Below are 23,148 nucleotides of genomic sequence, written 5' to 3'. Positions count from 1 at the left end.
ACAGCAACCTCTCGGACGATGATGGAGCGATTGGGGAATAACGGATTATGGTAGGTAAGCCAGTGATCTCTCTCCCCGCGTTACCCGCCATGGTGGGCAAGCCTGAGCTCGCCCACCCTACGAACTGCAAACCATTCTGCCCAGCATCGCGGCGATCGAGCGGGCGCTCGCCGAAGACGCCGGATTGAATCGAGCCGCGTGACACCGTTCGCCCACACCAAACGCCCGTTGGCCGGCCGGCCTTTCGCGGGCCGGCACTCAGGGCAGCTCGTCTCCGGGTTCCGGTGCAGCCTCCGGGCTGGCGGCGAGCCAGTCATCGAAGGCGCACAGATCGCCCCGCGCCTGCCGCTCGCGAAAGTAAGCCTCGGTTTTCAGGGCCGAGACTTTCTCGGCGATCGCGGTCACGAAAAACTGGTTCATCGAAACCTGTTCCTCCTCCGCGACCTTGCGGGCATAGGCGAACAGCGACTCCGGGACTCTCAGCGCATAGTTGGCCATCAGCTTGGCTCCTCGTTCAGTTGTTGCAGGAACAGGCCCGGCGTCAGCACCGGCAACCGGAACTCGACGGCTGCGGCAAAATCGGCGACATTCAAGGTCACCAGCGCATCGGCGCGGCCGTTCAGCGCGGTTTCCAGGACCATCTCGTCGGCCGGGTCGCGCAGTTGCGGTCGCCAGAGATAGTGCAGATGAACCGGTTCGATCAGCAGACTCAGGGCATCCAGAAAAGCGACGGTCTGTGCCGGGCTGCGTTGGCTGGCGGCCAGTTGCTCCGGACGCAGTAACACGGCTTCGTATTCCAGGAACAAGGGCACCGAGGCCAGCGCCGTGAAATGCCTGTCCCGCAACGCTCTCAACAGCGCAAACGAAGCGCCGAGCCGGCTGCGAGACGCGGCGACCAGGATATTCGTATCCAGCACGATCCGCGGCACAGTCATATTGAATATGATATGACCTTGCCCGCCAAGGTCAAGTCATGAGCCCCCACGCCTTTAGCGAAGACCAACTCGTCGAGCAGCCCGCCATCGTGCTGTTTGCCTCGCTCGGCTGGCAGACGGTGTCGGCGCTGGACGAAACCTCCGGTGCAGGCGGGACGCTCGGGCGCGAGACCAAGTATTGTAGGGTGGACGAGCGCCAGCTTGCCCACCGTCTACCGCCGTTGCACCAACCAACGACAGCCAAATGCCGAGATACGTCCGGGCCAAGGGACCTGGAAGCCAATACTTCTTTACGGTGGTCACCTGTGATCGCAGGCCCATCTTGACTTGGCCGGGAAGTCGCGCCGCATTGCGGCAGGCCGTCATAACCGCCCGCAAGGGCGCACCGTTTGGTATCGATGCGTGGGTCCTGCTACCCGATCATCTGCACTGTGTCTGGTCTTTGCCGGAATACGACAAGGATTATCCCCGGCGCTGGAATGTGATCAAATCCACGTTTTCCCGATTGATGAAGGGTCGCTGGCACGACGGAACGCTCGTGACGGCTTCACGGGCAAGGCATCGGGAACTGACTATTTGGCAACGCCGCTATTGGGAGCACGAAATCCGAGATGACGACGATTTGCACCGGCACTTCGACTACATTCACTTCAATCCATTGAAACACGGTTTGGTCACCCGAATTCGCGATTGGCCTTATTCCACCTTTCACCGGTTTGTTGCGGATGGCATTTATCCGGATGATTGGGGTGGCAGCGACTTCTCGGACGATGATGCAGGGTTTGGGGAATAACGGATTATGGTGGGCAAGCCAGTGATCTCCCTCCCCGCGTTACCCGCCATGGTGGGCAAGCCTGAGCTCGCCCACCCTACGAACTTCTGGGCCTAGCGACGGAACGCGACCGCATGTCATATGACGTCTATTCCGAAGAGAAGCTTGTCGAGCAGCCCGCCATCGCACTGTTCGCGACACTGGGCTGGCAGACGGTGTCGGCAATGGACGAGCGCTTCGGGCCGGACGGTTCGTTGGGGCGCGACACGAAAGGCGAAGTCGTGCTGCTGCCGCGGTTGCGAGCAGCCCTGTCGCGGCTCAATGCTGATCTGCCGCCGGAAGCGATCCAGGCGGGCATCGATGAACTGACCCGCGACCGCTCGGCGATGAGCCTGGAAGCGGCCAACCGCGAGGTCTATCGGTTACTCAAGGACGGCATTCCGGTGTCGGTGCCCGACCGCGAGCACGGCGGGCAGAAGACCGAGCGACTGCGCGTCGTCGATTGGGAATTCCCGGAGCAGAACGACTTCCTGCTGGTGAGCCAGTTCAGCGTGACCGGCGCGCTCTACACCTGCCGGCCTGATCTGGTCGGCTTCGTCAACGGTTTGCCGTGGGTCGTGATCGAACTGAAGAAGCCCGGCGTGCCCGCGCGGGCGGCCTTCGACGAGAACCTGACACACTACAAGCAGCAGATTCCGCAGCTCTTCTGGTTCAACGCCCTGCTGATCGCCAGCAACGGCACCGACAGCCGAGTGGGTTCGCTGACCGCCGACTGGGGGCGATTCTTCGAGTGGAAGCGGATCGAACGGGAGGAGGAGCCGCGCCGCGTGTCGCTGGAGGTGATGCTGCGCGGCACTTGCGACCGCACCCGCCTTCTCGATCTGGCGGAAAACTTCACGCTGTTCTCGGAGCACAAGGCCGGGCTGATGAAGATCCTAGGCCAGAATCACCAGTTCCTTGGCGTCAACAATGCCATCGCCTCGATGCTGGAGGCCCGCAAGCTGGGCCATGGCCGCGGCGGCGTGTTCTGGCAGACGCAGGGCAGTGGCAAGAGCTTCTCGATGGTGTTCTTCGCCCAGAAGATACTCCGCAAGCTGGCCGGCAACTGGACCTTCGTGGTGGTGACCGACCGGGTGGAACTGGACGAGCAGATCGCTAAGACCTTCAAGGCCGTGGGCGCCGTGTCCGATGGCGCGTGCCATGCGGTCAGCGGCGCGCACCTGCGCGAACTGCTGCAAGGCAATCACCGCTATGTGTTCACACTGATTCACAAGTTCCTGACACCGGAACGGCTCTGCGATCGCACCGACGTGATCGTGCTGACCGACGAGGCTCACCGCAGCCAGTACGACACGCTGGCCTTGAACATGCGCGCCGCCTTGCCGAAGGCGCTGTTCCTGGCGTTCACCGGTACGCCGCTGATCGCCGGTGAGGAGCGCACCAAGGACGTGTTCGGGGACTACGTCTCGATCTACGACTTCCAGCAATCCATCGAGGACGGCGCCACCGTGCCGCTGTTCTACGAGAACCGCACGCCGGAACTGCAACTGATCAACCCGGACCTCAACGAAGACCTGTACCAGTTGATCGAGGAAGCCGAACTCGATCCCGAGCAGGAGGCCAAGCTGGAGCGGGAACTGGCCCGTCAGTACCACCTGCTGACACGGGACGACCGCCTCGAAACGGTCGCGAAGGATATCGTCCGGCACTTCCTCGGGCGGGCGCCATTGGATCAGGCGATCGGCAAGGCGATGGTGGTGTCCATCGACAAGGCCACCGCGCTGCGGATGTACGATAAGGTGCGGAAACACTGGAATGAGGAAACCGAACGCGTGCAGCAGGAGTTGGGCGCTCTGGCCTACCAGCCGCCTACCGCGGATACGGACCCCGAGCAGGCCCGGCGGGACCGGCGGCGAGCGGAACTCAAGGAGCAGTTCGCGGTGCTTACGACCACGGACATGGCCGTGATCGTCTCCCCCGGGCAGAACGAGATTCCGCAGATGCAGGCGCTGGGGCTCGACATTGCAGTGCATCGGCAGCGCATGAATACCTCTCAGCCGGGCCTCGCCGAAAAGTTCAAGGACGTGGACGACCCGCTCAGACTGGTGTTCGTCTGTGCGATGTGGCTGACCGGTTTCGACGCGCCGAGTTGCTCGACGGTCTATCTCGACAAGCCCATGCGTAACCACACGCTGATGCAGACCATCGCCCGCGCCAACCGGGTGTTTCCCGGCAAGCACAGCGGCGTGATCGTCGACTACGCGAACGTGTTCGCATCGCTGGAAAAGGCGTTGGCGATCTACGGGACCGGGAAGGGCGGGAGCAGCCCGGTCCAGGACAAACAGCAACTCGTCGCCGCATTGCGCCATGCCGTGACGACCGCGACCGCATTCTGCATGGCACAGGGCGTCGATCTGGACACGATCGAGTCCTTGCCGGCGGGCAGCGCCGAGCGGCTGCAATGGCTCGACGATGCACTCGACGCGCTGATCTCGCCGGACACCGTACGCCGCGACTTTCTCTCGCACGAGCGCCTGGTAGCCACGCTCTATCGGGCCGTGAAGCCCGACCCGGCGGCGCTGGAATTCGCCTTGCGGGTCGCCGGCCTGGCCGCGTTGGCGGCGGCCATCTCCGCAAGATTGAACCCGACCGCGCCCGATATCTCGTCGGTGATGGGGGTGATCAACGATCTGCTGGATGCCTCGATCACCGGTCACGACATCCGGCTCCAGGGGCCGCCGCCGCTCGATCTGTCCCGGATCGACTTCGAGGCCCTGGCGCGACGGTTCAAGCAGTCGCGCCGCAAGAACACCGATCTCGAAGTGTTGAAGGCGACGATCCGCGCCCAACTGGAACGGATGATTCAGTTGAACCGCACCCGCGCCGACTTCGCGGAGCGGTTCGAGGCGTTGATCGAGAGTTACAACGCCGGCAGCCGCAACATCGAGGAATTGTTCGCCGAGTTGGTGAAGCTGTCCCAGAGCCTGTCCGAGGAGCAGCAGCGCCATGTGCGCGAGAACCTGTCCGAGGAAGAACTGGTCATCTTCGACATCCTGACGCGACCGGCCCCGGACCTAACGCCGGAGGAACGCGCCGAGGTCAAGAAAGTGGCGCGGGACTTATTGGCCCGCCTGAAGGAATTGTTGGTGCTGAACTGGCGGCTGAAGGCGCAGGCCCGCTCGCGACTGAAGCTGCTGATCGAGGACACGCTGGACACCGGCTTGCCGCGAGCCTATACGCCCGAAATCTTCCATCAGAAGTGCTCGGCGGTGTTCGAGCACGTCTATGAGAGCTACCCGGAGCGAAACGCGGGGGTCTATGCGGGCTTGGCGTGATGCGCCTGGGAGAGACGCCTAGAACAGCGGCGATACGCCGAACAGCTTCAGGTGGAAGTGCATCATCGCGAGATAGACGAACAGGCCGCCGGCCAGGCGCGCCCAGCCGATCTCGCGGAAGCTGAAGTGGTTGCGCTTCTCCTTGATCGCCACGAAGGGGATGTTCGATGTGACCGCGACGAAGCGCTCCCAGTCGCTGCCGCAGGCGCGGCGGCGCTTGGCATCGATCGAGCGGGTGCCGAGCAGGCACATGACGAGCAGGGAGCCGAACAGGATCAGCGCGGCCAGATCGCCGTTGGCGATCAGGTGCGTCAGGGCCCACAGCGATACGCCCCACAGAAACGGGTGGCGCGTGATGCGCAGCACGCCCCTTGCCGGGTCGGGTTGCTGCAGTGCGCTTTCCCCGCCCACGGCAGTGGGGTTCTTGGTCGTGCCACCGGCCACGACGAGCAGAAACGCGATCAGCATCAGGAATACGGCGACGGGCTTGAACCAGGTCAGTTGTCCCCAGGTTTCGATATAGGGGGCCTGGCGGTAGGCGTAGGTCAGCCAGACGAGGCCGAGGACCGAGAGCAACGAAAAGCCGGCACGGAAGGTGCCCTCGCCCCGGCGGGCAACCAGCACGTCTCGCAGTCGGGTGCCGGCGATGCCGACATGGATGGCGAAAAAGAACAGCGCGGCAAGGGTGAGTTCAAGCATCGTGTTTGCCTATGGCAGTCGGGCGGTAAGTGGCAGTCCCAGCCTCCGGCTTGGTTTCCTACGGGGTTTCCGGGGCTTCAGGCTTCCTTGAGTCGCGGCAGCAGTTCGGCCAGGTTGCACGGACGGGTGCGCGCATCGAGTTGGGCGCTGATCAGTTGGTCCCAGCCGGTGCGGCAGGCCCCGGTCGATCCGGGTAGGCAGAAGAGGTAAGTGCCGTTCGCGACCCCGGCGATCGCCCGCGACTGAATCGTCGAGGTCGCGATCTCCTGGAACGAGATCGATCGAAAAATCTCGCCGAAGCCCTCGAGGGTCTTGTCGAACAACACCGAGACCGCTTCGGGCGTGCCGTCCCGGCCCGTGACCCCCGTTCCCCCGGTCGTGATGACGACCTGAACCTCGGGGTCGGCGATCCAGTCCGAGACCACCGCCCTGATGCGATAGATGTTGTCCGGAACGATCCGCCTGTCGACGACCCGGTGCCCGGCATTGCCGATGCGGTCAGCCAGGGTTCGACCGGAAGTATCGTTCTCCTCCGTACGCGAGTCCGAAACTGTCAGAATGGCGATGGCCAGCGGAACGAAAGCGCGGGATTCTTCAGTCATGGCGGCGGGTGCAATCCGTGTCGATCGTCGGGGACGGGCCGGACTTGCGTCGGATCAGCCCTGGGCGGCGTCGCGAGGTTTGGGTTCTTCCTCGGCCGGTTCCGACTCACGCTTGACCACGTGAATGCGTCGCTCAGCCTCGGCGTAGTCGACTCGCTGCTCACAGTCGCGAATGGCGCTGGGCTCGCAATCGGTGCGATGGCAGTCGAATTCACACTTGGCGACCCGCTCGGGCACGTCCTGCGCGATCGACCGGGTCAACCGTAACCAGGCACGTTTGAGGTGACGAATGCCTGGAAAATCGCTCCAAGACATGAGTTTCTCCGAGGGCAGTGATGGAACGAAGGGGTGAGCCCGGCAAGGCCGGGCGCGGCGACTTCCCTTGTAACCGGGAACAAGACCAGACGATACAGGCCCGCACCTCGGAAGTCGAGCAGCAAGAAGCGTTTGAGTCGCGTGGGCACCCCCGATCGCGGCGGCCTTGACCGGGGGGGCAAAACGGTGTGCTTCCGGCCGGCCCGGGATAACGGCCATCAGCCGTGCGGCCGGGCGTGAGTCGGGTTGACGGCCGTTCCCCGGCCTCAACTGCCGGGGTTGGCGACGACCTGGTAGACCACATCGCTCCCGCTGTAGAAGGGCCGGTAATAGACGCCGCCGTATTCGAGATACTGCACGCCTGCGACGTTGCGTGTGGCCGCACCATTGGGTATCGAGTTGACCGTCAGGCCGGGCGGTGGGCTGACGACCTGATAGCCCTGGGCGTTTTTGGCGTAGAACGCGCCACCGCAGTCCATGAACGCCTGGCCGGCCCCATAGACGGTCGTGCAGGACGGTGGCAGGCTCTGAACGGTGGCGCCCATCGGCGGCGGCACGACGACGTACTGCGACCCCTGCGGGGCGTAATAGACACCGCCTGCGTAGTAGTAGGGGTTGCCCTCGACGATTACCGTCGTGGAGTTGGTGGGGATGGACGCCATCGAGGCGCCGATCATCATGCCGGTCATGCCTGCCATGGCCAGACCGCCGTAGTAACCGCCCCAGGTGCCATAGTAGGCGGGATAGACGCCGGCATAACCGTAATACCCGTAGTTATATCCGTGATGGTCGGCATACTGGACCGCCTGTGTGGCATGGTCGTAGTGTGTCTGCGTCATCTTGTTCTGCTGCGCGTAGGCATTTTGCTGCAGCGTGTTGGCTTCGTTATAGCGGTTCTGCTGCAGCGAGTCTTGCTGGTTCTGGCGGCTCTGTTGCATCGAATCCTGCTGGTTGAACCGGTTTTGCTGCATCTGCTGCGCCGTGCCCTGTCGATCGTCCGCCGTGTTCTGGAACGTCTGCTGGCGGTTGGCCTCGTCACTTTGCAGGGTCTGCTGGCGATTCCCCTGGTTCGTTTGCGAGCGACTGCCCCAGTCGTGTGCGACACCGGAGTCGCTCGACGAGGCTCGCACGCTGCCCAGGCCGCCGCCGCCGAAACTTCCCGAGCCGATGCCACTGCCGCCGAAGCGTTGGCCGCCGTCGTTCTGATCGAAACGCTGGCCTCCGCCGTCCTGCCCGGCGGAGCGATCGCCGAAGTCGTCGCCACGGCCGCCACCGAAACCACCGCCGCCGCTGCCGCCCCGGTTGTCGCCGAAGTCGCCCCGACCGCCTCCGAAGTCCCCGCCGCCACCCGAACGGGAACCGAACGCACCCCCTCCGACGTGATCGCCGAAGCCACCGCCGCCAAACCCGCCCCCACCGAAGTGTCCACCGCCGAACCCGCCGCCAAATCCACCGCGCGCATGCGACGCCGGGCACGCCGCGATGGCGAGCATCGCGCCGATCAGCCCTGCGACTGCGCGGCTTCGAACTCGGCTGTATGACATGACTGTTGCGTTCATGACTGCCTCCTCGGTCTTCATTTCGCCCCCTTTGCCGGGACGTTGGTGGCGGGTCCCGCCGCGGCCTTCAGGAACTCGATGCGTTGCGCACTGGGTGGCAGAGCCGGCACGAAGACCGAATCGGCGAAGCGCGCGGTGAAATTCCAGTCGGTCAGTGTCGCGATGAATTGCGGCGCTCCGGGGAGCGTCTTGTAGGTGATCGCCAGTTTTCGCGGTACTCGCATCAGCCCGTCGTCGATCCAGATCTGCCAGTCGACACTGTTCTCGATGAATGCGAGGTGATGGCAGCGGTGGCCGCCGACGTCGCTGATGCCGACATGAAAACCGTACAGTGTGCCGCGCCTCAGGACCGCATGCGGGTCGGAGTACAGCAGGTCGGACAGCGGCGGCGTGAAGTGCAACTCCTTGATCAGATGATCGAGCGTGGCGTCGATCGTTCCCGGTGCCTTCTCGGTCGCATAGACGCCGTGCCGATCGTCCAGCAGCGTGATCTGTTTCCCGTCGAACCAGAGCCGCTTGTCGCCGGTGTCGCCGGTACTGTGCGAATAAAGGCGATCGGGGCGATGCACGGCGATGTCGTTCCGCCCGGAGAAGAGCAGCTTCTGGCCTGACGGCAGCAGATCGTCATACAGGATTTCGGCACGGACGCTGAATTCGTTGGCTGCCTTCAAGTAGTCGCTCATGTCCTGCAGGATTCGGTCCGCTTGCGCGCTGACCTGCGGGGTTACCGTAGCCGCAGCCGGCGCAACGGTCGCCGGCTGTTTGGCCTGAGCTTGCTGCTTGGTCGGCTTGCCCGATTCCGCTCCGGCCGGCCCGGCGAAAACAGAGGCGAAGATCAGCGCCACGGCCATCTTGACCCCGGTAGGGGATCGCAGCGCGTGTCTGTTCATGTCGATACTCTCCTTGGTGTCGGTTCGAGATAGCTCACAAAGTGGCTGCACGGTGGCGCGTTGCGCGGCGTTCCTGCGTGGCGAAAAAGTGTACACCGGCGTTGGTCTGCGTCGCCAATTGTGCCGCAATACAATGATCGAAAGATGTAATTTTCGAGCGTCTGGCGCTGCGCTTCGCCTGGATCCTTCGTCAGTGCGCGGGGTGTCCGCGCTGCAGCCGCCGATCATGGCGGCCAGCAATCCGGCAATCCGGCGTTGCGCACCAGGGGCGACGAAGGGGAGGGAGCTACCCCAGGCTCGGGATGTCACCGCGGTTTGTGCCGTGACAGCACCGGCGGCTCGATGGAAACAAGGCATGAATACGCAAGCGTTAACCGGGTCGGCCTTATGGTTTGTTGGCACGTTTGCCGGAGGGGCTCTTGCCGGCGGGGCGTAGGCAATGTGACCCAGGCCGGTGGCTGCCTCACGCCGTGCTGTCGGGGCCGCAGCCCCGCATCCATCGCCGCAATCCCATTCCTTGCACGAGTCGTCCGGCTGACAACCGGATCAGTCCGAGGATGGAACCGACGGCAGGAGCGCGTCCACGACGCGCTCCATGCGCATGAATCGCGAGCCCTTGACCAGCACCGCGGGCGCAGTGTCCAGCAATTCGGATGCCGCGGAAATGAGGTCGTCCACGTTCTCGAAGTGCTTTCCTGCAGGCCCGAAGGCGACGACGGCGGTCTTGGTCAGCGGGCCCAGCCCCAGCAACCGATCGATACCGTGTTCGCGCGCGTAAAGCCCGATCTCTTCATGAAAGGCGGGGCCCTGGTCGCCGACTTCGCCCATGTCGCCCAGCACGAGCACCTTCAGCGCCCGGTTTTTCGCCAGCACGTCGATGGCCGTCCTGACCGAATCCGGATTGGCGTTGTAGGTGTCGTCGATGATCAGCGAACCATTGCGGCCTTGTTTGGCCTGCAGTCGACCCTTGACCGGTTCGAAGTCGCCGAGGGCCTTGGCAGCCGTCGCGACGGGGACGCCGACGGCCCCGCTGGCCGCAATGGCGGCCAGGGCATTCCGGACGTTGTGAAGTCCGGCCGCCCGGAGTTCGAAGGTGGCGCGGCCGAGCGATGACAGGAGATCCACCGCGCTGGATACCGGGCCGAGCCGGTACTGGGCCGAGACCGAGGCATTCGGTTCGGTGCCGAAAGACAACACCGTCCGGTGCCCGGCGAGATTGCGCCAGTAGGCGGCATGCTCGTCGTCGGCGTTGATGACGGCCGTGCCGTCTACGGGCAGCGCAGCGATCACGGCGCCGTGTTCTTCGGCCACGGCAGCGACATCCTTCATGAATTCCTGATGTTCACGCTGGGCGTTGTTGATCAGCGCCACGGTGGGTTCGGCGAGCGCGGCGAGATGAGCGGTTTCGCCGGGATGGTTCATGCCGAGTTCCACCACGGCGACGCGGTGGTCGGCGTGCAGACGCAACAGGGTCAGCGGGAGACCGATGTCGTTGTTGAAGTTGCCCGCGGTGGCCAGCACGTTGGCGGGCCCGAAGTGGGCGCGCAGGCAGGCGGCGATCATTTCCTTCACCGTCGTCTTGCCATTGGAGCCCGTCACGGCGATGACCGGTATGTTGAACCGGCCGCGCCAGTCGTGCGCCAACTGGCCCAGCGCGACACGGGTGTCGCGGACTTCGATCAGTGGCAATCGGGACGACAGCGGACTGGCGGTGAGATCGGCCGCACGGTCTACCAGTGCGCCCGCGGCACCCTTTTCCAGTGCGAGTTCAAGGTAGTCATGGCCGTCCACCCGTTCGCCCCTCAGTGCGATGAACAGGGCGCCTGGTTCGATCGTGCGGGTATCCGTCGACACCGAGGTGAAGGCGGCGTCTGCGCCCAGCAACGAGGAGTTCAGGGCGGCGGCGGCCTGCGACAGGTTCAGCATGCGGAGGATTCCTCAGGCGACGGGGGCATTGCAGCGGCCGGTAGCATACACCGAAAATCCACCGTGCCGTGGTGCCTGCAGGCGTCGAGAGGGTCGATCGCGCCCTACCAGCGGAACTCCCGGATCGCCCAGTCGGGCTCGGCGCCGTAATCCTGCACCAGTTCCCGCAGCAGCGCGAGCCGTTCTGTGGTGTCATGCGCCGCAGCGAATTCGTGCCGATGTATTCCGTCGGTCACGAACGCCGTCGCGAGGCCTGCCCGCCCGCCGCCACCGATGTCATGGTAGAGCGAGTCGCCGATCGCGATCGTGCGGGCGGGGTCGGCCGAACGGCATTGTGCCAGTGCGAACCGGTAAATCGCCCGGTGAGGTTTGCCGATGTATTGCACGCGTCCGCCGAGGTCTTCGTACAAGCGCGCGAATTCCCCGGCACTGGGCGCCACTCCCTCGTCCGTGAAGCGCATCAGATCCGGATTCGCGCAGATCAGGGGCAGGCCGCGCGCGCAGCCCAGCTCGAAGGTCGCCTGGTAGTAGCTGCGCGGCAGAGAATCATCGACACCGGATAACAGGATGAAGTCGGCATCGCCGACCGTCGCGACGCGGGTTATGGGCAGTCCATCGGTGATCGAGCGGTCGCGATCGCTGCTCAGCAGCAGGCAGCGCTGCCCCAGCGCCTCTTCGAACGGCGGTTCACGCTGCGCCAGAAGGGCGCGCGCCATTTCGCCCGAGGTTACAACGGCCCGGTAGAGGTGCGGGCTGATGCCCAGCGAAGTCAGGCGGGCGGTGTTCGCCGCGACGGATTTTCCGGAGTTGCTCAGCACCACGATGTCCTTGCCCAGACCAACGAGCCGCCGCAGGCAGGCGATCACACCGGGAAAGGGCTGATGCCCATCATGCAGAACACCCCATTGGTCGAGCAGCCAGGTGTCGTACTTATCAGCGAATTCGCCGACGCCAGCGGCAAACTGGGTCGCGCATCCGGCCGCCGGGCCGCTTCGGTTCGGTGTTACTGCCATGGTTTTCGCGTGTCGGGGCCAGCTTTCGGTCAACAAGTTGGCTGCCATTCTACCGAACCTCCGTGGCGCAGATAACGCTTGCCTTCATCCGCAATGGCGAACAGATGGACCCAGCCGTTCGCAACCAACTCCCGTACGTGGGCATGGCGGGCGATGACGCGGTCGATGGCTGCGATCGGCGCCTCGATGAAGACCATTAGCCGGAGCGGCTCGTGCACGAACTTCTGGCCGTCGTGTACCGACTGATAGGGCAGGCCCGTCCGGAGATCGCCGCCGTTGCCTTCGTACACCCCCAGCGTTCCCACCACATTGTGCAGCGTCTTGTTGCCACTGCCGAGCAGCTCCGGATCCACGGTTGAAGCGAAGTATTGGAGGTTGATCCAGCTCGCAACGACCATCGGTGCGGTCATGATCAGTTCCAGCAGCGAACCGTCCGGATCGCTCGCGGAGTCGTAGTCGTGCAGGAAGGCCCTCCCTTCAAGATTCAGGGTCCGGGTGCGTTCGCGCGAGGCTGCGATGAAGACCGCGTTGCCCGCCAGGCCCCATTCTGGGCGGACCTGCGACCAATCGCGGCTCCGGGCCTCGATCCGTCGGTCAAGCTGTTCCGCATTCGTCCGGGTGATGCCGAGGCGTGGCGCGCGTTCACGGCGCGCGATCCTTGAAGCCGCATCCAGCCATTGCCGCAGCCGGACGAGATCGTCGCGATGAGACCACGGTACCCGGTCCGAGTCATAAAGCGTGACGGCATCGGTGGTCGTGTCATGGAGTGCGGCCAGAAACCACGTATCGGACGGGATCTTCAGACCCTCATCGGCGAGTCCCGCTCGCACCCAGGGATCATTCAGGATGGCTGCCGCCGTGCGGGCATTGGCCTCACCGCTGTGGCCCCCGCAGGCGCCGCAATTCAGTCCTGCAGCGTAGGGATTGTTGACCGTGGTGCTGCCGTGTCCACAGAGCAGAACCAGGCGCGCGAACTGCCCGGTGAGACCCATGCCGCGCAGCGCGTTCCGTGCCAGTTCCACGCGGTCCTCCCGGGAGATCCCCGAGGGCATCCGGTGAATGGAGCCGCTGTCGGTCGCGGGCTGGAAGTCCAAGGTGGGACCGAGACGATCGATCAAGCGTCCTTCCAGGCCATCCTGGCTCGGCGGCGCAACGGGTCGCGTCAGGCCGAGGGTATCGCTGACCAGCTTCGGTGCGAACAGCAACCCGAAGGTCTCGACATAGGAGAAGCATGAAACCGCCGAAGACTTGAAGGCCTTCCAGGCGCGTGCCGCCCGCTTGCGACCGATTCGTTTGCTCAGTATCCGCTCGACCTCGCGCGGCCCCGCCCCGGCTATCGTTTCCCGCACGCGGAAGCGGGGTTTGATCAGTACCGGGCACTGCGCCGGCCCGTGGTTATGGCCAAGTGGCACGTACTCGATCGGGACGCCGAAGAAGCCGGCGAAGCCGTGGGTGCGAATGCCTTGCGATTGACTCTCCAGCGCGCGGCGAAAGACCTCGGAGCGCACGTCGATGCAGAAGACGGCGGCCACCTCGGGGCGTTGCCCATGGGCGAACGGAATGGAGCGGTCGTAAGCATTCGCGGTCCGCAGTCGCTCGATGGTGCGCCGGTGGAAGGCGTGCTCGTAGGCCTGCTGCGCAAGATGGCGTGCGAACAGACTGGCTTCCGGAAGTAGCGATGCCGGTGCGTCGTCGCGCTCCCCCGTGCCGGACGGATGCCAGAACCGGTCCGGAAGGTCTTCCCCGAATTCCATGAACAGCGCGTAGTCGTAGGCGAGGCGGATCGCCAGCAGCTGCGGCAGCGAGTCGTCCTCTTGTTCCGCGCGGTTGCGCTCGCGGACGCGATACTGGACATGGGCGCTCCACCCGGCGATCGACATCAATGCGCGATGCAGGAAGTCCACGAATGACCCTTCCGGCACCTCGAGCACGGCCATGACCCGGCCAATCGTGATCACCGGGTCAAAGGGCAGCTGCGCTATGTGGCGACGGAAACGCCGCAAGCCGTTCAGTTCCGCGTTGCGGTCGAATTGCGCGGTGCGCCGCCATGACACATAAGGTTTGCAGGTCCGCCAAGGACTCTGCCACGAAGCCTGGCCCTCGTCGAAGTGCGCCGCACACCATTTAGAGATTTCCTCGGTGGTCAGGCGTGTCCAGCGTCCGCCGGTATCCAGGGCATCTGCTACGGTTCGAAAGCGTCCTGCAGAGGAACTCGGCGGCATCCTCTGGAGCACGCGCAGTCGCTCGATCAGACGGGTCGGAGTGAGTGCCGCCCCGTCCTCCGGACTCGGCCCCGGGATCGCCCGGCCATGCTCACCGATCGCCCACTGCAGGTCACCTTCAGTGATCCAGCCGCGTTCAACTTGCGCCAGATAGAAATCCGCGGGCATCAGCAATTCGCCGTGTGCATTGCGGTAGATGGTTCGGCAGGCATCGGAAAAGGTCTGGTCGCTCAGGCCCAGGAACGGATTTACGGCGACGAAGGTCTTCAAGGGCCACAGCGGTGCAATCCGTGTGCAGGCGGAGCGGATCGCTGCCTCCAGTCGCGGCGACACCGAAGGGACCGGCGCGGACGCGCTGAGTCTGCGGTTTTCGAGCGCCGGCTCGGTGGCGACGAAGGGCGTGATGACAGCATTCTCGCGAGGTGGCATGGCGCTACTCCCAGTTCGATGAGGGTTCGGGTGCGGAGGGCAACGGCCAGATCCGCTCGATCACCCGGTTGGCGATCGTGCTGATGTAGAGGCCGTTGTAGAAATGCACGTAGAGACGCTGCCACATTGGGTTGTCGATGCGGCCGGGAAGTCGGCTCTGCACCAGCAGCATCGTCACGAACAGCATGGTTACTGCCGCTGTAAGGGTCATATCGAAATCGCTGGCTCGCGGCGGATGGCTCGGCAGGGCGCTGCGCAACAGTTGGGCGAAAGCGGTCTGCAGCGCGAAGTAGCCGATACAGACACAGGCCGCGACCGCCGTCGCTCGGGCGACCGTCCCGTAGCCGGGATGAGCGCCGGCGGACTTCCAGAGCAGGAAGGTCACGGCCAGCGTGAGCACCGCGCCCAGCGCCACGACGCCCGGTTCGCTTGCGGGCGATAAGCCGAAGCCATAGGCCGAGGCGAGACTGAGAGCCAGCGCGCCGGCAAATGCCGCCAGCAGCGGACCGGCGGTCTGGTTCTTCGGCGCCACCTGAACCCAGGAAGCGCGCGCCAGATCGACGACGCTACCCGTCGACAGAAAGGCGTGAGCCTTGTACAGCGAATGGGCAACGATATGCAGGATCGCGGCGGAGAAGGCGCCCAGCCCGCACTGCAGCATCATGAATCCCATCTGGGCCACTGTCGAAAACGCCAGAGCCTTCTTGATGCTGGTCTGGGTCACCATGACGAGTGAGCCGTAGAGCGCCGTCGCCGCTCCGACCACCGCGAGCCCGCTCAGCACCTCCGGCGACAGCACGATGACGGGGCTCATCCGCACCACGAGGAATCCGCCGGCATTGATGATGCCCGCATGCATCAAGGCGGAGACCGGCGTCGGTGTCTCCATGATTTCGGGCAGCCAGGAATGGAATGGAAACTGTGCCGATTTGAGCGCGGCAGCGGCGATTAAAAGAGCGCCGATCGCCGTCAGCCCGGTGGCTGACAGCGCGGGGGCGGCTGCATTTGGCGCGCTGCCCAGGCGTTCCGCTGACGCGAAGATCGGGGCGAATTCAAGCGTCCCGAATTCACGATAGATCAATACCATCGCGATGATCAGCGCCGCGTCTCCGAGGCGGCTGATGACGAACTTCTTGCGCGCCGCGAGCAGGGCGCCGGGGCGGTTGGGATAGAAGGTCAGCAAGCGGTGCAGACTCAGGCTAGTCAACATCCAGGCCAGCGTGAACCAGAGCAGATTGCCCGAGACGATGACTCCGAGCACGGCGCCGATGGTTACGGAAAGCCACTTGCAAAAGTGCCCCTGCTCCGGGTCGCCGTCCATGTAATTGCGCGCGTAGCGTGTCACGGCGGTTCCGATGAAGGACACCAGCAGCAGCATCACGGCCGTCAGCGCGTCGAAATACGCGACCGGCGCGAAGGCGGATGTCGCCGTCATCGCGGTTCCGTTCTCCGGTGTGCCCGGGAGTGCCTGCACCATCGCGGCGAGACTTGCGGCGGCGAAGGCGATCCACATCAGGATCTCGGAGCCAACCGCCATGGTGCGGGCGTGACGGTTCGCCCAGTCGCTGGGTATGAGAGCCGATGCCATCAACAGCAGGGGCGATAAGGCCGTGGATCCGTGCAGCCAGCCGTTCATCGGCAGCCTACCTCGCTTCTGCACCGGGAACTCGGCACGAGGTCCTGTTGGAACCGGTTTCCCTTCGCTTGCCGCGGTTGCCCTACCGGCGGGTGTCCGCTGTAGGGGTAACCAATACACTCTGCGAAAAACATGGCTGCTCTCCCTTGACCGATGAGGTTCAAAATAGGCTAGCAACGACGTCATATTTGATCCAATATATGAAAACGAAAAAGGAAATCTATTCTATAAATGACAAAAAATTTGAATTACAAGCACCTCCGGTACTTCTGGGTCATCGCCAACGAGCGCAGCCTGACCCGTGCCGCCGAGCGCCTGCATGTATCCCAGTCCGCGCTGAGCATTCAGCTGAAGCAGCTGGAGGAGAGTATTGGACAGGCGCTGTTCGACCGGGAAAATCGCCGTCTGGTCCTGACCGAGGCTGGCCAGATTGCGATGGAGTACGCGAATACGATCTTCCGGGCGGGCGAGGAACTGCTGAGCACTCTGCAGAACCGGCCGGCCGGTCAGCGGCAGGTGCTGCGCGTTGGTGCGGTGGCGACCCTGTCCCGGAACTTCCAACTCGATCTGTTGCGTCCCGCCCTGGGCCGCCCAGGCCTGGATCTGGTGGTGCGTTCCGGCAGCCTGCGCGAGCTCCGCTCGCAACTGCAGGCCCATGCGCTAGACCTCATCCTTTCCAACGTGCCCTTGAGGCGGGATGCCGAGGTCAACTGGCACAGCCACCTGATCGATGAGCAGCCGGTGAGTCTGGTCAGCCGACCGTTACCCGAGTTGGACAACTTCCGCTACCCGGAGGGACTGCGGACGACACCACTGTTGCTGCCCACGCTGGAAAGTGATCTACGGGCGGCTTTCGATCTGTTGCTGGACCAAGCGGGGATCAGGCCGTTGATCATGGCGGAGGTCGACGATATGGCCATGTTACGGTTGCTGGCACGGGAATGCGCCGGCGTGACGCTGGTGCCGCCGGTCGTCGTCAAGGATGAGTTGCTGAACGGCACGCTGATCGAGCGCTGTCGCGTGCCGGGGCTTAGGGAGTGTTTCTATGCGATAACACCGAATCGCCGCTTTCCGAATCAGGTGGTCAGAGAACTGGTGACCTCCCCCCGGCCGGCAACGGCTTGATCGACCTTGGTGTCGTCCGGCTGGTCGCCGAGCGTCGCCCGCGAGCTGTCCTAAGCTAGTCGCCGATTTAATTCCTAAAAGTAAAAATTCGATAGTATCTATTTGATCAACGTTTTTCCGGCTGATAGTGTCTTGTCAACTCGTGGCCGGTAGCCATCAACTTCCCCGCGGTTGGGGATCTGCAGACCCGTTATCACTGCCTGCTCCGGCGCACGATGATTGGCATTTCGACTTGCGCTCCGCGCCGGATGGGCCTCGGGGCGTTATGGCTGAACGGACGGGAGGCATTCATGAAGTCAGGCGTCAGTGGAAATCGATGGTCGGCGATGAGTACCTTAGCGTTGGCGGGGGCCCTTCGATCCCGTGCGCTATGGCTGGGTCTTCTGACGGCGATGTTGTGGTTCTTTCCCGACGCGACCCTGTCGGCGCTCGGTACCCTGTTGCATGTCATCGTTGGATGGATCGAGATCGCCCTGAAAAGCCTACTCGAGGGCGTATTCGGACTTTCGCATCGCACGGCGCAGGTAATCGTTGCCTGGGGTGGAATGGGCGCGCTGCTGGTGGGCTTGAGTCTTGCGGTACGGCGGCTCTGGCGCTGCGCGACCAAGGGTGTCGAATTGCTCCGGAGTGTGGCGCCTCTCTCCATGGCTGTCCTGCGGTTCGCACATTTCCAGACTGTGGCCCGCGCGGCGATGTTGGCGGCCACGGGCCTTGCTTTGGCCCTGTATGGATTCGCCTGATGGAGTGCTCGACGGGCAGGTGGCGCCGTGCGAAACAGATTCCCCTCGACACTTCAAGTATCTAAAAAAACAGGAAAAACCGCTCGCAGTCTGGTGCTGCTGACCGCCCTGGCGGCAGGCACCAGCCTGGCCGATATCCCTCGGGGTGAGCACAGCCAGTCATTCCGGGAACTGCCTGAGCTTGATCCGGCAGCAGACTCGTATCGCACACCCCGCCTGGGCGAGGGCTTCCGGACCCATCTCTTTGGCGAGGAAGTCGTCGTTCCGGCACGGGATCCGCGTCACGTGACCGCGTGGAAGCTGGGTGCCCAGTTCGAGGCGCCTGCGCCCACGGGTCGGCTGGTGCTGCCGGCGGGAGCGTTGTACCTGTGGCGGCATCCCGACGAGCGGCATCTCTATCGGGCTGAGATCGCCGGCGTCTACAACAACGTTTTCTGGAGTCGGAAGCCCGAGGACTGGGGCAACTTCGAGTTCGGTTTCACATTTAACAACTTCACGCTGCCCGAAGCCTGGAATGAGGTTTATGACGGCGTGACCGACAAGTCACAGCAGATCTATTGGGGATTCGTGCGCCCAGGCTTCACGCTCGGCTATCGCCAGTCGCTGGAGAACGGACGCTCGGATAACATGTGGCAGATCAACTGGGTGGTCGAGCCCGGATATTTCTACTCGGGCCGCAGCAGTCAGACGGCTGCCGACATGGTGCTGCCCCGCAGTACTTTCGAACTACGTAACCGGCTGGTGGTGCGCTGGGATGGCCTGGAGCGGAACCTGCTGTCGCTACCGCATGACGGTTATGCCGCGGGTGCCGACTTCGTGCAGGGCTTCCGGACCCAATGGGACGACTGGGGAACCCCTGGGTATTCTTTCTCGAGGAACGAAGGTCAGCACTATTCGATTTTCAATGCCTATGCCGTGGCTAGCGGCGGGGTCCCATTCGTGGACAGCGAGCGGCATCGCATGGTGGCTTGGTTGCACGGCGCAGTGGGACACAATGTCGACCGGTTCAATGCGATCCGGGTGGGCGGAGGGCCGAATGCGATGGGAATGGAATACGGAGCCTCGGCCATGCCCGTGCTGCCCGGTACATCGATCTGGGAATTCTATCCCGAACACTATTTGATCGGAGCGCTGGAGTACCGATGGGAGCTGAGCTGGTTCTCCTATCTTTCCGCGCATGGCGGCGTCGGTTACCTCGATCCGTATCGTCCGACCGCCAGCGGCGAGCTCAGGCGCTCGAACGAGTTGCTGCCGTGGATGGGGGCGCGCCTCAGCACCGGTTTCATAGGCGACACGATGGTCATGCTCGATTACGCGCACAGCTTCAACCTGGTGAATCAGGACACGCGCGGTGCGAACGAAGTGATGCTGTGGATCAGCGGCGAGCTCTGAACGGATGGCGTAGTCAGACGGGCCGATCCGCGGGAGCGCCCCGTTAGCGAGCGGCCTGGCGACGTTGAGCTCCCGAAAGCGGCCACTCACTCGCGGAGTCTGGCGACGTGATTATCGCGTATCAGGCGAAAGTCTGATGCTGGCTGTCTTCCTCATGCTCGGTAAACCACTCGATATCGAGCTTTTCCTTCAGCCAACTGCGGGTAAGCGGATGGTTCGCGCCGTAGAGGCGGAGCGCATTCCCGTACCCTTCATTGACCCAGGCAACGAGCTTGTGGAGACGTTCCAGTCGTTGTTGTTGCAGTTGTTCGTTGTTCATGGCCGTAATGCTTTTTGCTTGGCTACGTCTTTCGAGCAAAGTCTAGGAAAGCTAAAAACGGAAAGGGTTCAATTCGTGTTGCTCTCCCTGTCTTGCCTGCGAGCAATCATAGACAGGCGTCTCGGTGTCGGCAGTGAAAAATTCCCCATGTGGTCCGTGTGCGGCAGTCGGCAGCGGCAGATCCCCATCGCTTACGTCATCGCGACGATCAGCTCGACACGTCTGCGTCTCCGGACTCCGCGCCGGCCTGGGCGACGTGGTCGCCGGCCGTGGACGGTGGGCGGCTCAAGCGGTAACCTTGGGGCTTGCGGGCTTCCAGCTGAATGGCAAGGAGCAGCTACCCGATCGGCGTCCCTCCTCGAAGCGCCTGATGGGGCGGGTATGAATCATGCAATATCGAGAGCAAATGGACGAGACGCGAGAAGCCATCATGAACAGTCAAGAACGCCAAGGCGTGACCATGCAGGCGCTGAGCATCGTTGAGACTCCTGCGGAAATCGCAAAAGCCATGTCGATAATGGGCGGGTGGATGTTTCTGTGGACCGGGGCCCTGCTATTGCTGGTTCTGGTCTGAATGTGACGCTTTTGGGAATCCGCGAGCGGCCGCTGGAGGCCGCCCTGCTGTCGGCGCCGCTTTCTCAGAGCTCCGGACGCATCTGCGGGAACAGGATGACATCCCGTATCGAAGCGGAGTCGGTGAAGAACATCACCAGCCGGTCGATGCCGATGCCTTCACCGGCGGTTGGCGGCAACCCGTATTCCAGCGCGCGAATGTAGTCGGCGTCGAAATGCATGGCCTCCTCGTCGCCGGCCGCCTTGTCCTCGACCTGCTGGCGGAAACGGGCGGACTGATCCTCCGGATCATTCAACTCCGAGAAACCGTTGGCGAGTTCCCGCCCGGCAACGAAAAACTCGAAGCGGTCGGTAATGAACGGGTTTTCGTCGTTACGGCGCGCCAGGGGTGACACCTCGGCCGGGTATGCAGTGATGAAGGTCGGTTCCATCAGCCGATGTTCGACCGTTTTCTCGAAGATCTCGGTCTGGATCTTGCCCAGACCGTCGGTGGCGGCCACGGAAATTCCCAGCCCCCGCGCGATGCCCGCGGCACTTTCGCGGTCGGCCAGGTCGCCCGGCGCGATGTCCGGGTTGTAGAGCAGGATGGACTCCAGGACCGACAGGCGTCGGAAAGGAGGTCCCAGATCGTAGGGATGACCCTGATATTCGAGCAGCGTCGTGCCGAACAGCGACGTCGCGATGCCCCGCAGCAATTCCTCGGTCAGGTTCATCAGGTCGCGATAGTCCGCATAGGCCTGATAGAACTCGATCATCGTGAATTCGGGGTTGTGCTTTGTCGACAGACCCTCGTTGCGGAAGCTCCGATTGATCTCGAACACCTTCTCGAACCCCCCGACGACAAGCCGTTTCAGGTAGAGTTCGGGCGCGATCCGGAGATATAAATCCATGTCCAGGGCGTTGTGATGCGTCACAAACGGCTTGGCCCGGGCGCCACCGGGTATCGGCTGCATCATCGGGGTCTCGACTTCGAGAAAGCCCCGGTCGCTCAGGAAATTCCGGATATAGCGAATGATCTCCACACGCCGACGGAACACCTGCCGCGTTTCTTGGCTGACGATGAGGTCGACGTAGCGTTGCCGGTAGCGGGTCTCGGTATCGGTCAACCCGTGGTACTTCTCGGGGAGGGGCTGCAGGGATTTGGTCAACAGGCGGATGTCGGTGGCCTTGATCGACAACTCCCCGGTCTTGGTCCGGAACAGCGTGCCTTCGACCCCGACGATGTCGCCGATGTCCCATTGCTTGAACTGCTCGTAGACGCCATCCGGCAGGGCATCCTTCTGCAGGAACACCTGCATGCGGCCGGACATGTCCTGCATCTGGGTGAAGCTGGCCTTGCCCATCAGACGCTTGGCCATCAGTCTTCCGGCGGCCTTGACCCGGACCTGACGCGTCTCGATCGTCGCGCCGTCCTCTTCGCCGTATTGTTCATGCAGCGCCTGGACCAGCGTGTTGCGCCGGAAGTCGTTCGGAAATGCCACGCCGCCCTGGCGGAGTTCCGCCAGCTTCTCGCGTCGCTGGGCGATCAGTTTGTTGTCGTCGGGGGTATCGCTCATGTCACAAGCCGCTTTTCAGACTTTCCTCGATGAAGGGATCCAGATCGCCGTCCAGCACGGCCTGCGGATTGCCGGTTTCCCAATTGGTACGCAAGTCCTTGATCCTCGATTGATCCAGAACGTACGAGCGGATTTGGCTGCCCCAGCCGATATCGGATTTGGTCGCCTCCAGGGCCTGCTTCTCGGCGTTGCGCTTCTGCATCTCCAGCTCGTACAGTTTCGCGCGGAGTTGCTTCATGCAGCGGTCGCGGTTGGCATGCTGTGACCGCTCGCTCTGACACTGCACGACGACGCCGGACGGATTATGGGTGATCCGGACCGCCGATTCGGTGCGGTTGACGTGCTGCCCGCCGGCGCCTGAGGCACGGTAGACGTCGACGCGCAGATCCGCTGGATTGATGTCGATATCGATGCTGTCGTCCACTTCCGGCGAGACGAAGACCGACGCGAAGGACGTATGCCGCCGGTTGCCCGAATCGAAGGGCGATTTCCGCACCAGCCGATGGACGCCCGTTTCGGTTCGTAGCCAGCCATAGGCATAGTCGCCTTCGAAGCGGATCGTCGCGCTCTTGATGCCTGCGACGTCCCCCGGAGACTCCTCGATCAGTTCGGTCTTGAAGCCGCGGCGCTCACCCCAGCGCAGATACATGCGCTCCAGCATTTCGGCCCAGTCCTGGGCTTCGGTGCCGCCCGATCCGGCCTGAATGTCCAGGAAGGCGTTGTTCGGATCCGCTTCGCGCGAGAACATGCGCCGGAACTCGAGTCCGGCGACCTCTTTTTCCGCCGCATCCAGGTCTGCGGCGACCGTTTCCACGGTGTCTTCGTCATCCTCGGCGACTGCGAGTTCGAGCAGGTCGGCGGCGTCGCTCACCCCTTGCCCGAGCCGAATCAGGCGATGGACGACCCCTTCGAGTTGCGTGCGTTCCCGGCCTAGGCTCTGCGCTTTGTCGGGAGTGTCCCAGATCTTCGGATCTTCCAGTTCCTTCAGGACTTCGTCGAGGCGTTCCTGCTTGATGTCGAAGTCAAAGGTACCCCCTAAGAGCGTCGATGCGGCTCTTGAGATCTTTGGTTTGCTGGTAGAGGGGGTTGAGTTCGCGCATGGTGGCGGCC

General features: G+C 63.4%; 21 protein-coding genes. 7 read left to right on the top strand and 14 right to left on the bottom strand.

What is annotated here, in order from left to right; genetic code table 11:
* Window positions 1–258: 258 nt before the first annotated feature.
* Entirely contained in the window at window positions 259–498 is a 240-nt protein-coding gene (locus tag ACW73L_RS03265) for a toxin-antitoxin system HicB family antitoxin (RefSeq protein WP_498919965.1), read from the bottom strand.
* A complete protein-coding gene (locus ACW73L_RS03260; protein WP_498919963.1) occupies window positions 498–935 on the bottom strand; it encodes a putative toxin-antitoxin system toxin component, PIN family in 438 nt (145 codons plus the stop codon). Before ACW73L_RS03260 ends, ACW73L_RS03265 begins: the two co-directional genes overlap by 1 nt.
* 244 nt (window positions 936–1,179) lie before the next feature.
* On the opposite strand from ACW73L_RS03260, the gene ACW73L_RS03255 reads away from it, so the two are divergent.
* Both ACW73L_RS03255 and ACW73L_RS03250 read left to right on the top strand, forming a co-directional pair.
* Entirely contained in the window at window positions 1,180–1,728 is a 549-nt protein-coding gene (locus ACW73L_RS03255) for an REP-associated tyrosine transposase (protein ID WP_498919961.1), read from the top strand.
* A 113-nt stretch (window positions 1,729–1,841) separates the two neighbouring features.
* Window positions 1,842–5,042: a type I restriction endonuclease subunit R gene (locus tag ACW73L_RS03250; protein ID WP_498919959.1), complete on the top strand. Its 3,201-nt coding sequence runs from the start codon at window positions 1,842–1,844 to the stop codon at window positions 5,040–5,042.
* 18 nt (window positions 5,043–5,060) lie between these two features.
* Here the strand turns inward: ACW73L_RS03250 and ACW73L_RS03245 are convergent, their stop codons facing one another.
* The 4 genes from ACW73L_RS03245 to ACW73L_RS03230 form a co-directional block, all read right to left on the bottom strand.
* Window positions 5,061–5,741: an NnrU family protein gene (locus ACW73L_RS03245; protein WP_498919957.1), complete on the bottom strand. Its 681-nt coding sequence runs from the start codon at window positions 5,739–5,741 to the stop codon at window positions 5,061–5,063.
* Between the two features lie 77 nt (window positions 5,742–5,818).
* The gene (gene moaB / locus ACW73L_RS03240) at window positions 5,819–6,343 is read right to left on the bottom strand and encodes a molybdenum cofactor biosynthesis protein B (RefSeq protein ID WP_498919956.1); all 525 of its coding nucleotides are present in this window, start codon (window positions 6,341–6,343) and stop codon (window positions 5,819–5,821) included.
* 54 nt (window positions 6,344–6,397) lie between these two features.
* Window positions 6,398–6,658: a hypothetical protein gene (locus tag ACW73L_RS03235; RefSeq protein WP_498919955.1), complete on the bottom strand. Its 261-nt coding sequence runs from the start codon at window positions 6,656–6,658 to the stop codon at window positions 6,398–6,400.
* A 266-nt stretch (window positions 6,659–6,924) separates the two neighbouring features.
* Window positions 6,925–7,596, bottom strand: a complete 672-nt coding sequence (locus ACW73L_RS03230; protein ID WP_498919953.1) for a DUF6515 family protein — start codon at window positions 7,594–7,596, stop codon at window positions 6,925–6,927.
* Here ACW73L_RS03230 and ACW73L_RS03225 point away from each other — a divergent pair.
* Entirely contained in the window at window positions 7,570–8,199 is a 630-nt protein-coding gene (locus ACW73L_RS03225) for a hypothetical protein (RefSeq protein ID WP_498919952.1), read from the top strand. The genes ACW73L_RS03230 and ACW73L_RS03225 overlap by 27 nt on opposite strands.
* Before the next feature lie 35 nt (window positions 8,200–8,234).
* Here the strand turns inward: ACW73L_RS03225 and ACW73L_RS03220 are convergent, their stop codons facing one another.
* The 5 genes from ACW73L_RS03220 to ACW73L_RS03200 form a co-directional block, all read right to left on the bottom strand.
* Window positions 8,235–9,107 carry a DUF2092 domain-containing protein gene (locus ACW73L_RS03220; protein WP_498919950.1) on the bottom strand — a complete coding sequence of 291 codons (873 nt, stop codon included), beginning with the start codon at window positions 9,105–9,107 and terminating at the stop codon, window positions 8,235–8,237.
* Between the two features lie 546 nt (window positions 9,108–9,653).
* Window positions 9,654–11,033 (bottom strand): UDP-N-acetylmuramoyl-tripeptide--D-alanyl-D-alanine ligase, encoded by a 1,380-nt coding sequence (locus ACW73L_RS03215; RefSeq protein WP_498919949.1) that lies wholly within the window; start codon window positions 11,031–11,033, stop codon window positions 9,654–9,656.
* Window positions 11,034–11,137: 104 nt separating this feature from the next.
* Window positions 11,138–12,046, bottom strand: coding sequence for a TIGR01459 family HAD-type hydrolase (locus tag ACW73L_RS03210; RefSeq protein ID WP_498919948.1), 909 nt, complete (start codon window positions 12,044–12,046; stop codon window positions 11,138–11,140).
* A 29-nt stretch (window positions 12,047–12,075) separates the two neighbouring features.
* Entirely contained in the window at window positions 12,076–14,697 is a 2,622-nt protein-coding gene (locus tag ACW73L_RS03205; protein WP_498919947.1) for a YbcC family protein, read from the bottom strand.
* Window positions 14,698–14,701: 4 nt separating this feature from the next.
* Window positions 14,702–16,333 (bottom strand): proton-conducting transporter transmembrane domain-containing protein, encoded by a 1,632-nt coding sequence (locus ACW73L_RS03200; protein WP_498919946.1) that lies wholly within the window; start codon window positions 16,331–16,333, stop codon window positions 14,702–14,704.
* 231 nt (window positions 16,334–16,564) lie between these two features.
* On the opposite strand from ACW73L_RS03200, the gene ACW73L_RS03195 reads away from it, so the two are divergent.
* The 3 genes from ACW73L_RS03195 (at window position 16,565) to ACW73L_RS03185 (ending at window position 19,590) form a co-directional block, all read left to right on the top strand.
* Entirely contained in the window at window positions 16,565–17,458 is an 894-nt protein-coding gene (locus ACW73L_RS03195) for a LysR family transcriptional regulator (RefSeq protein ID WP_498919945.1), read from the top strand.
* Window positions 17,459–17,784: 326 nt separating this feature from the next.
* Window positions 17,785–18,198 (top strand): hypothetical protein, encoded by a 414-nt coding sequence (locus ACW73L_RS03190; RefSeq protein ID WP_498919944.1) that lies wholly within the window; start codon window positions 17,785–17,787, stop codon window positions 18,196–18,198.
* A gap of 93 nt (window positions 18,199–18,291) precedes the next feature.
* A complete protein-coding gene (locus tag ACW73L_RS03185) occupies window positions 18,292–19,590 on the top strand; it encodes a hypothetical protein (RefSeq protein ID WP_498919943.1) in 1,299 nt (432 codons plus the stop codon).
* 121 nt (window positions 19,591–19,711) lie between these two features.
* On the opposite strand, the gene ACW73L_RS03180 is transcribed toward ACW73L_RS03185, so the two are convergent.
* A complete protein-coding gene (locus ACW73L_RS03180; protein WP_139556893.1) occupies window positions 19,712–19,909 on the bottom strand; it encodes a hypothetical protein in 198 nt (65 codons plus the stop codon).
* Window positions 19,910–20,339: 430 nt separating this feature from the next.
* On the opposite strand from ACW73L_RS03180, the gene ACW73L_RS03175 reads away from it, so the two are divergent.
* The gene (locus ACW73L_RS03175; protein WP_162560044.1) at window positions 20,340–20,483 is read left to right on the top strand and encodes a hypothetical protein; all 144 of its coding nucleotides are present in this window, start codon (window positions 20,340–20,342) and stop codon (window positions 20,481–20,483) included.
* Between the two features lie 64 nt (window positions 20,484–20,547).
* On the opposite strand, the gene lysS is transcribed toward ACW73L_RS03175, so the two are convergent.
* The gene (lysS, locus tag ACW73L_RS03170; protein ID WP_498919942.1) at window positions 20,548–22,038 is read right to left on the bottom strand and encodes a lysine--tRNA ligase; all 1,491 of its coding nucleotides are present in this window, start codon (window positions 22,036–22,038) and stop codon (window positions 20,548–20,550) included.
* Window position 22,039: 1 nt separating this feature from the next.
* Window positions 22,040–23,138 (bottom strand): peptide chain release factor 2 gene (gene prfB, locus ACW73L_RS03165; protein ID WP_498919940.1). Its coding sequence is split into 2 segments (ribosomal slippage): window positions 22,040–23,062 and window positions 23,064–23,138, totalling 1,098 coding nucleotides; the frame shifts between segments, so codons are not numbered across the junction.
* Window positions 23,139–23,148: the final 10 nt, after the last annotated feature.

Source organism: Methylolobus aquaticus (assembly GCF_054172105.1).
The sequence above is the reverse complement of the archived record's forward strand: the minus strand, read 5'-3'. Positions and strand labels throughout refer to the sequence as shown.

Bases quoted from the DNA above. Each gene is read 5' to 3' on its own strand.
- ACW73L_RS03265 (WP_498919965.1), bottom strand. From the start codon at position 498: ATGGCCAACTATGCGCTGAGAGTCCCGGAGTCGCTGTTCGCCTATGCC.
- ACW73L_RS03260 (WP_498919963.1), bottom strand. From the start codon at position 935: ATGACTGTGCCGCGGATCGTGCTGGATACGAATATCCTGGTCGCCGCG.
- ACW73L_RS03255 (WP_498919961.1), top strand. From the start codon at position 1,180: ATGCCGAGATACGTCCGGGCCAAGGGACCTGGAAGCCAATACTTCTTT.
- ACW73L_RS03250 (WP_498919959.1), top strand. From the start codon at position 1,842: ATGTCATATGACGTCTATTCCGAAGAGAAGCTTGTCGAGCAGCCCGCC.
- ACW73L_RS03245 (WP_498919957.1), bottom strand. From the start codon at position 5,741: ATGCTTGAACTCACCCTTGCCGCGCTGTTCTTTTTCGCCATCCATGTC.
- moaB (WP_498919956.1), bottom strand. From the start codon at position 6,343: ATGACTGAAGAATCCCGCGCTTTCGTTCCGCTGGCCATCGCCATTCTG.
- ACW73L_RS03235 (WP_498919955.1), bottom strand. From the start codon at position 6,658: ATGTCTTGGAGCGATTTTCCAGGCATTCGTCACCTCAAACGTGCCTGG.
- ACW73L_RS03230 (WP_498919953.1), bottom strand. From the start codon at position 7,596: ATGCAACAGAGCCGCCAGAACCAGCAAGACTCGCTGCAGCAGAACCGC.
- ACW73L_RS03220 (WP_498919950.1), bottom strand. From the start codon at position 9,107: ATGAACAGACACGCGCTGCGATCCCCTACCGGGGTCAAGATGGCCGTG.
- ACW73L_RS03215 (WP_498919949.1), bottom strand. From the start codon at position 11,033: ATGCTGAACCTGTCGCAGGCCGCCGCCGCCCTGAACTCCTCGTTGCTG.
- ACW73L_RS03210 (WP_498919948.1), bottom strand. From the start codon at position 12,046: ATGGCAGTAACACCGAACCGAAGCGGCCCGGCGGCCGGATGCGCGACC.
- ACW73L_RS03205 (WP_498919947.1), bottom strand. From the start codon at position 14,697: ATGCCACCTCGCGAGAATGCTGTCATCACGCCCTTCGTCGCCACCGAG.
- ACW73L_RS03200 (WP_498919946.1), bottom strand. From the start codon at position 16,333: ATGAACGGCTGGCTGCACGGATCCACGGCCTTATCGCCCCTGCTGTTG.
- ACW73L_RS03195 (WP_498919945.1), top strand. From the start codon at position 16,565: ATGACAAAAAATTTGAATTACAAGCACCTCCGGTACTTCTGGGTCATC.
- ACW73L_RS03190 (WP_498919944.1), top strand. From the start codon at position 17,785: ATGAGTACCTTAGCGTTGGCGGGGGCCCTTCGATCCCGTGCGCTATGG.
- ACW73L_RS03180 (WP_139556893.1), bottom strand. From the start codon at position 19,909: ATGAACAACGAACAACTGCAACAACAACGACTGGAACGTCTCCACAAG.
- ACW73L_RS03175 (WP_162560044.1), top strand. From the start codon at position 20,340: ATGAACAGTCAAGAACGCCAAGGCGTGACCATGCAGGCGCTGAGCATC.
- lysS (WP_498919942.1), bottom strand. From the start codon at position 22,038: ATGAGCGATACCCCCGACGACAACAAACTGATCGCCCAGCGACGCGAG.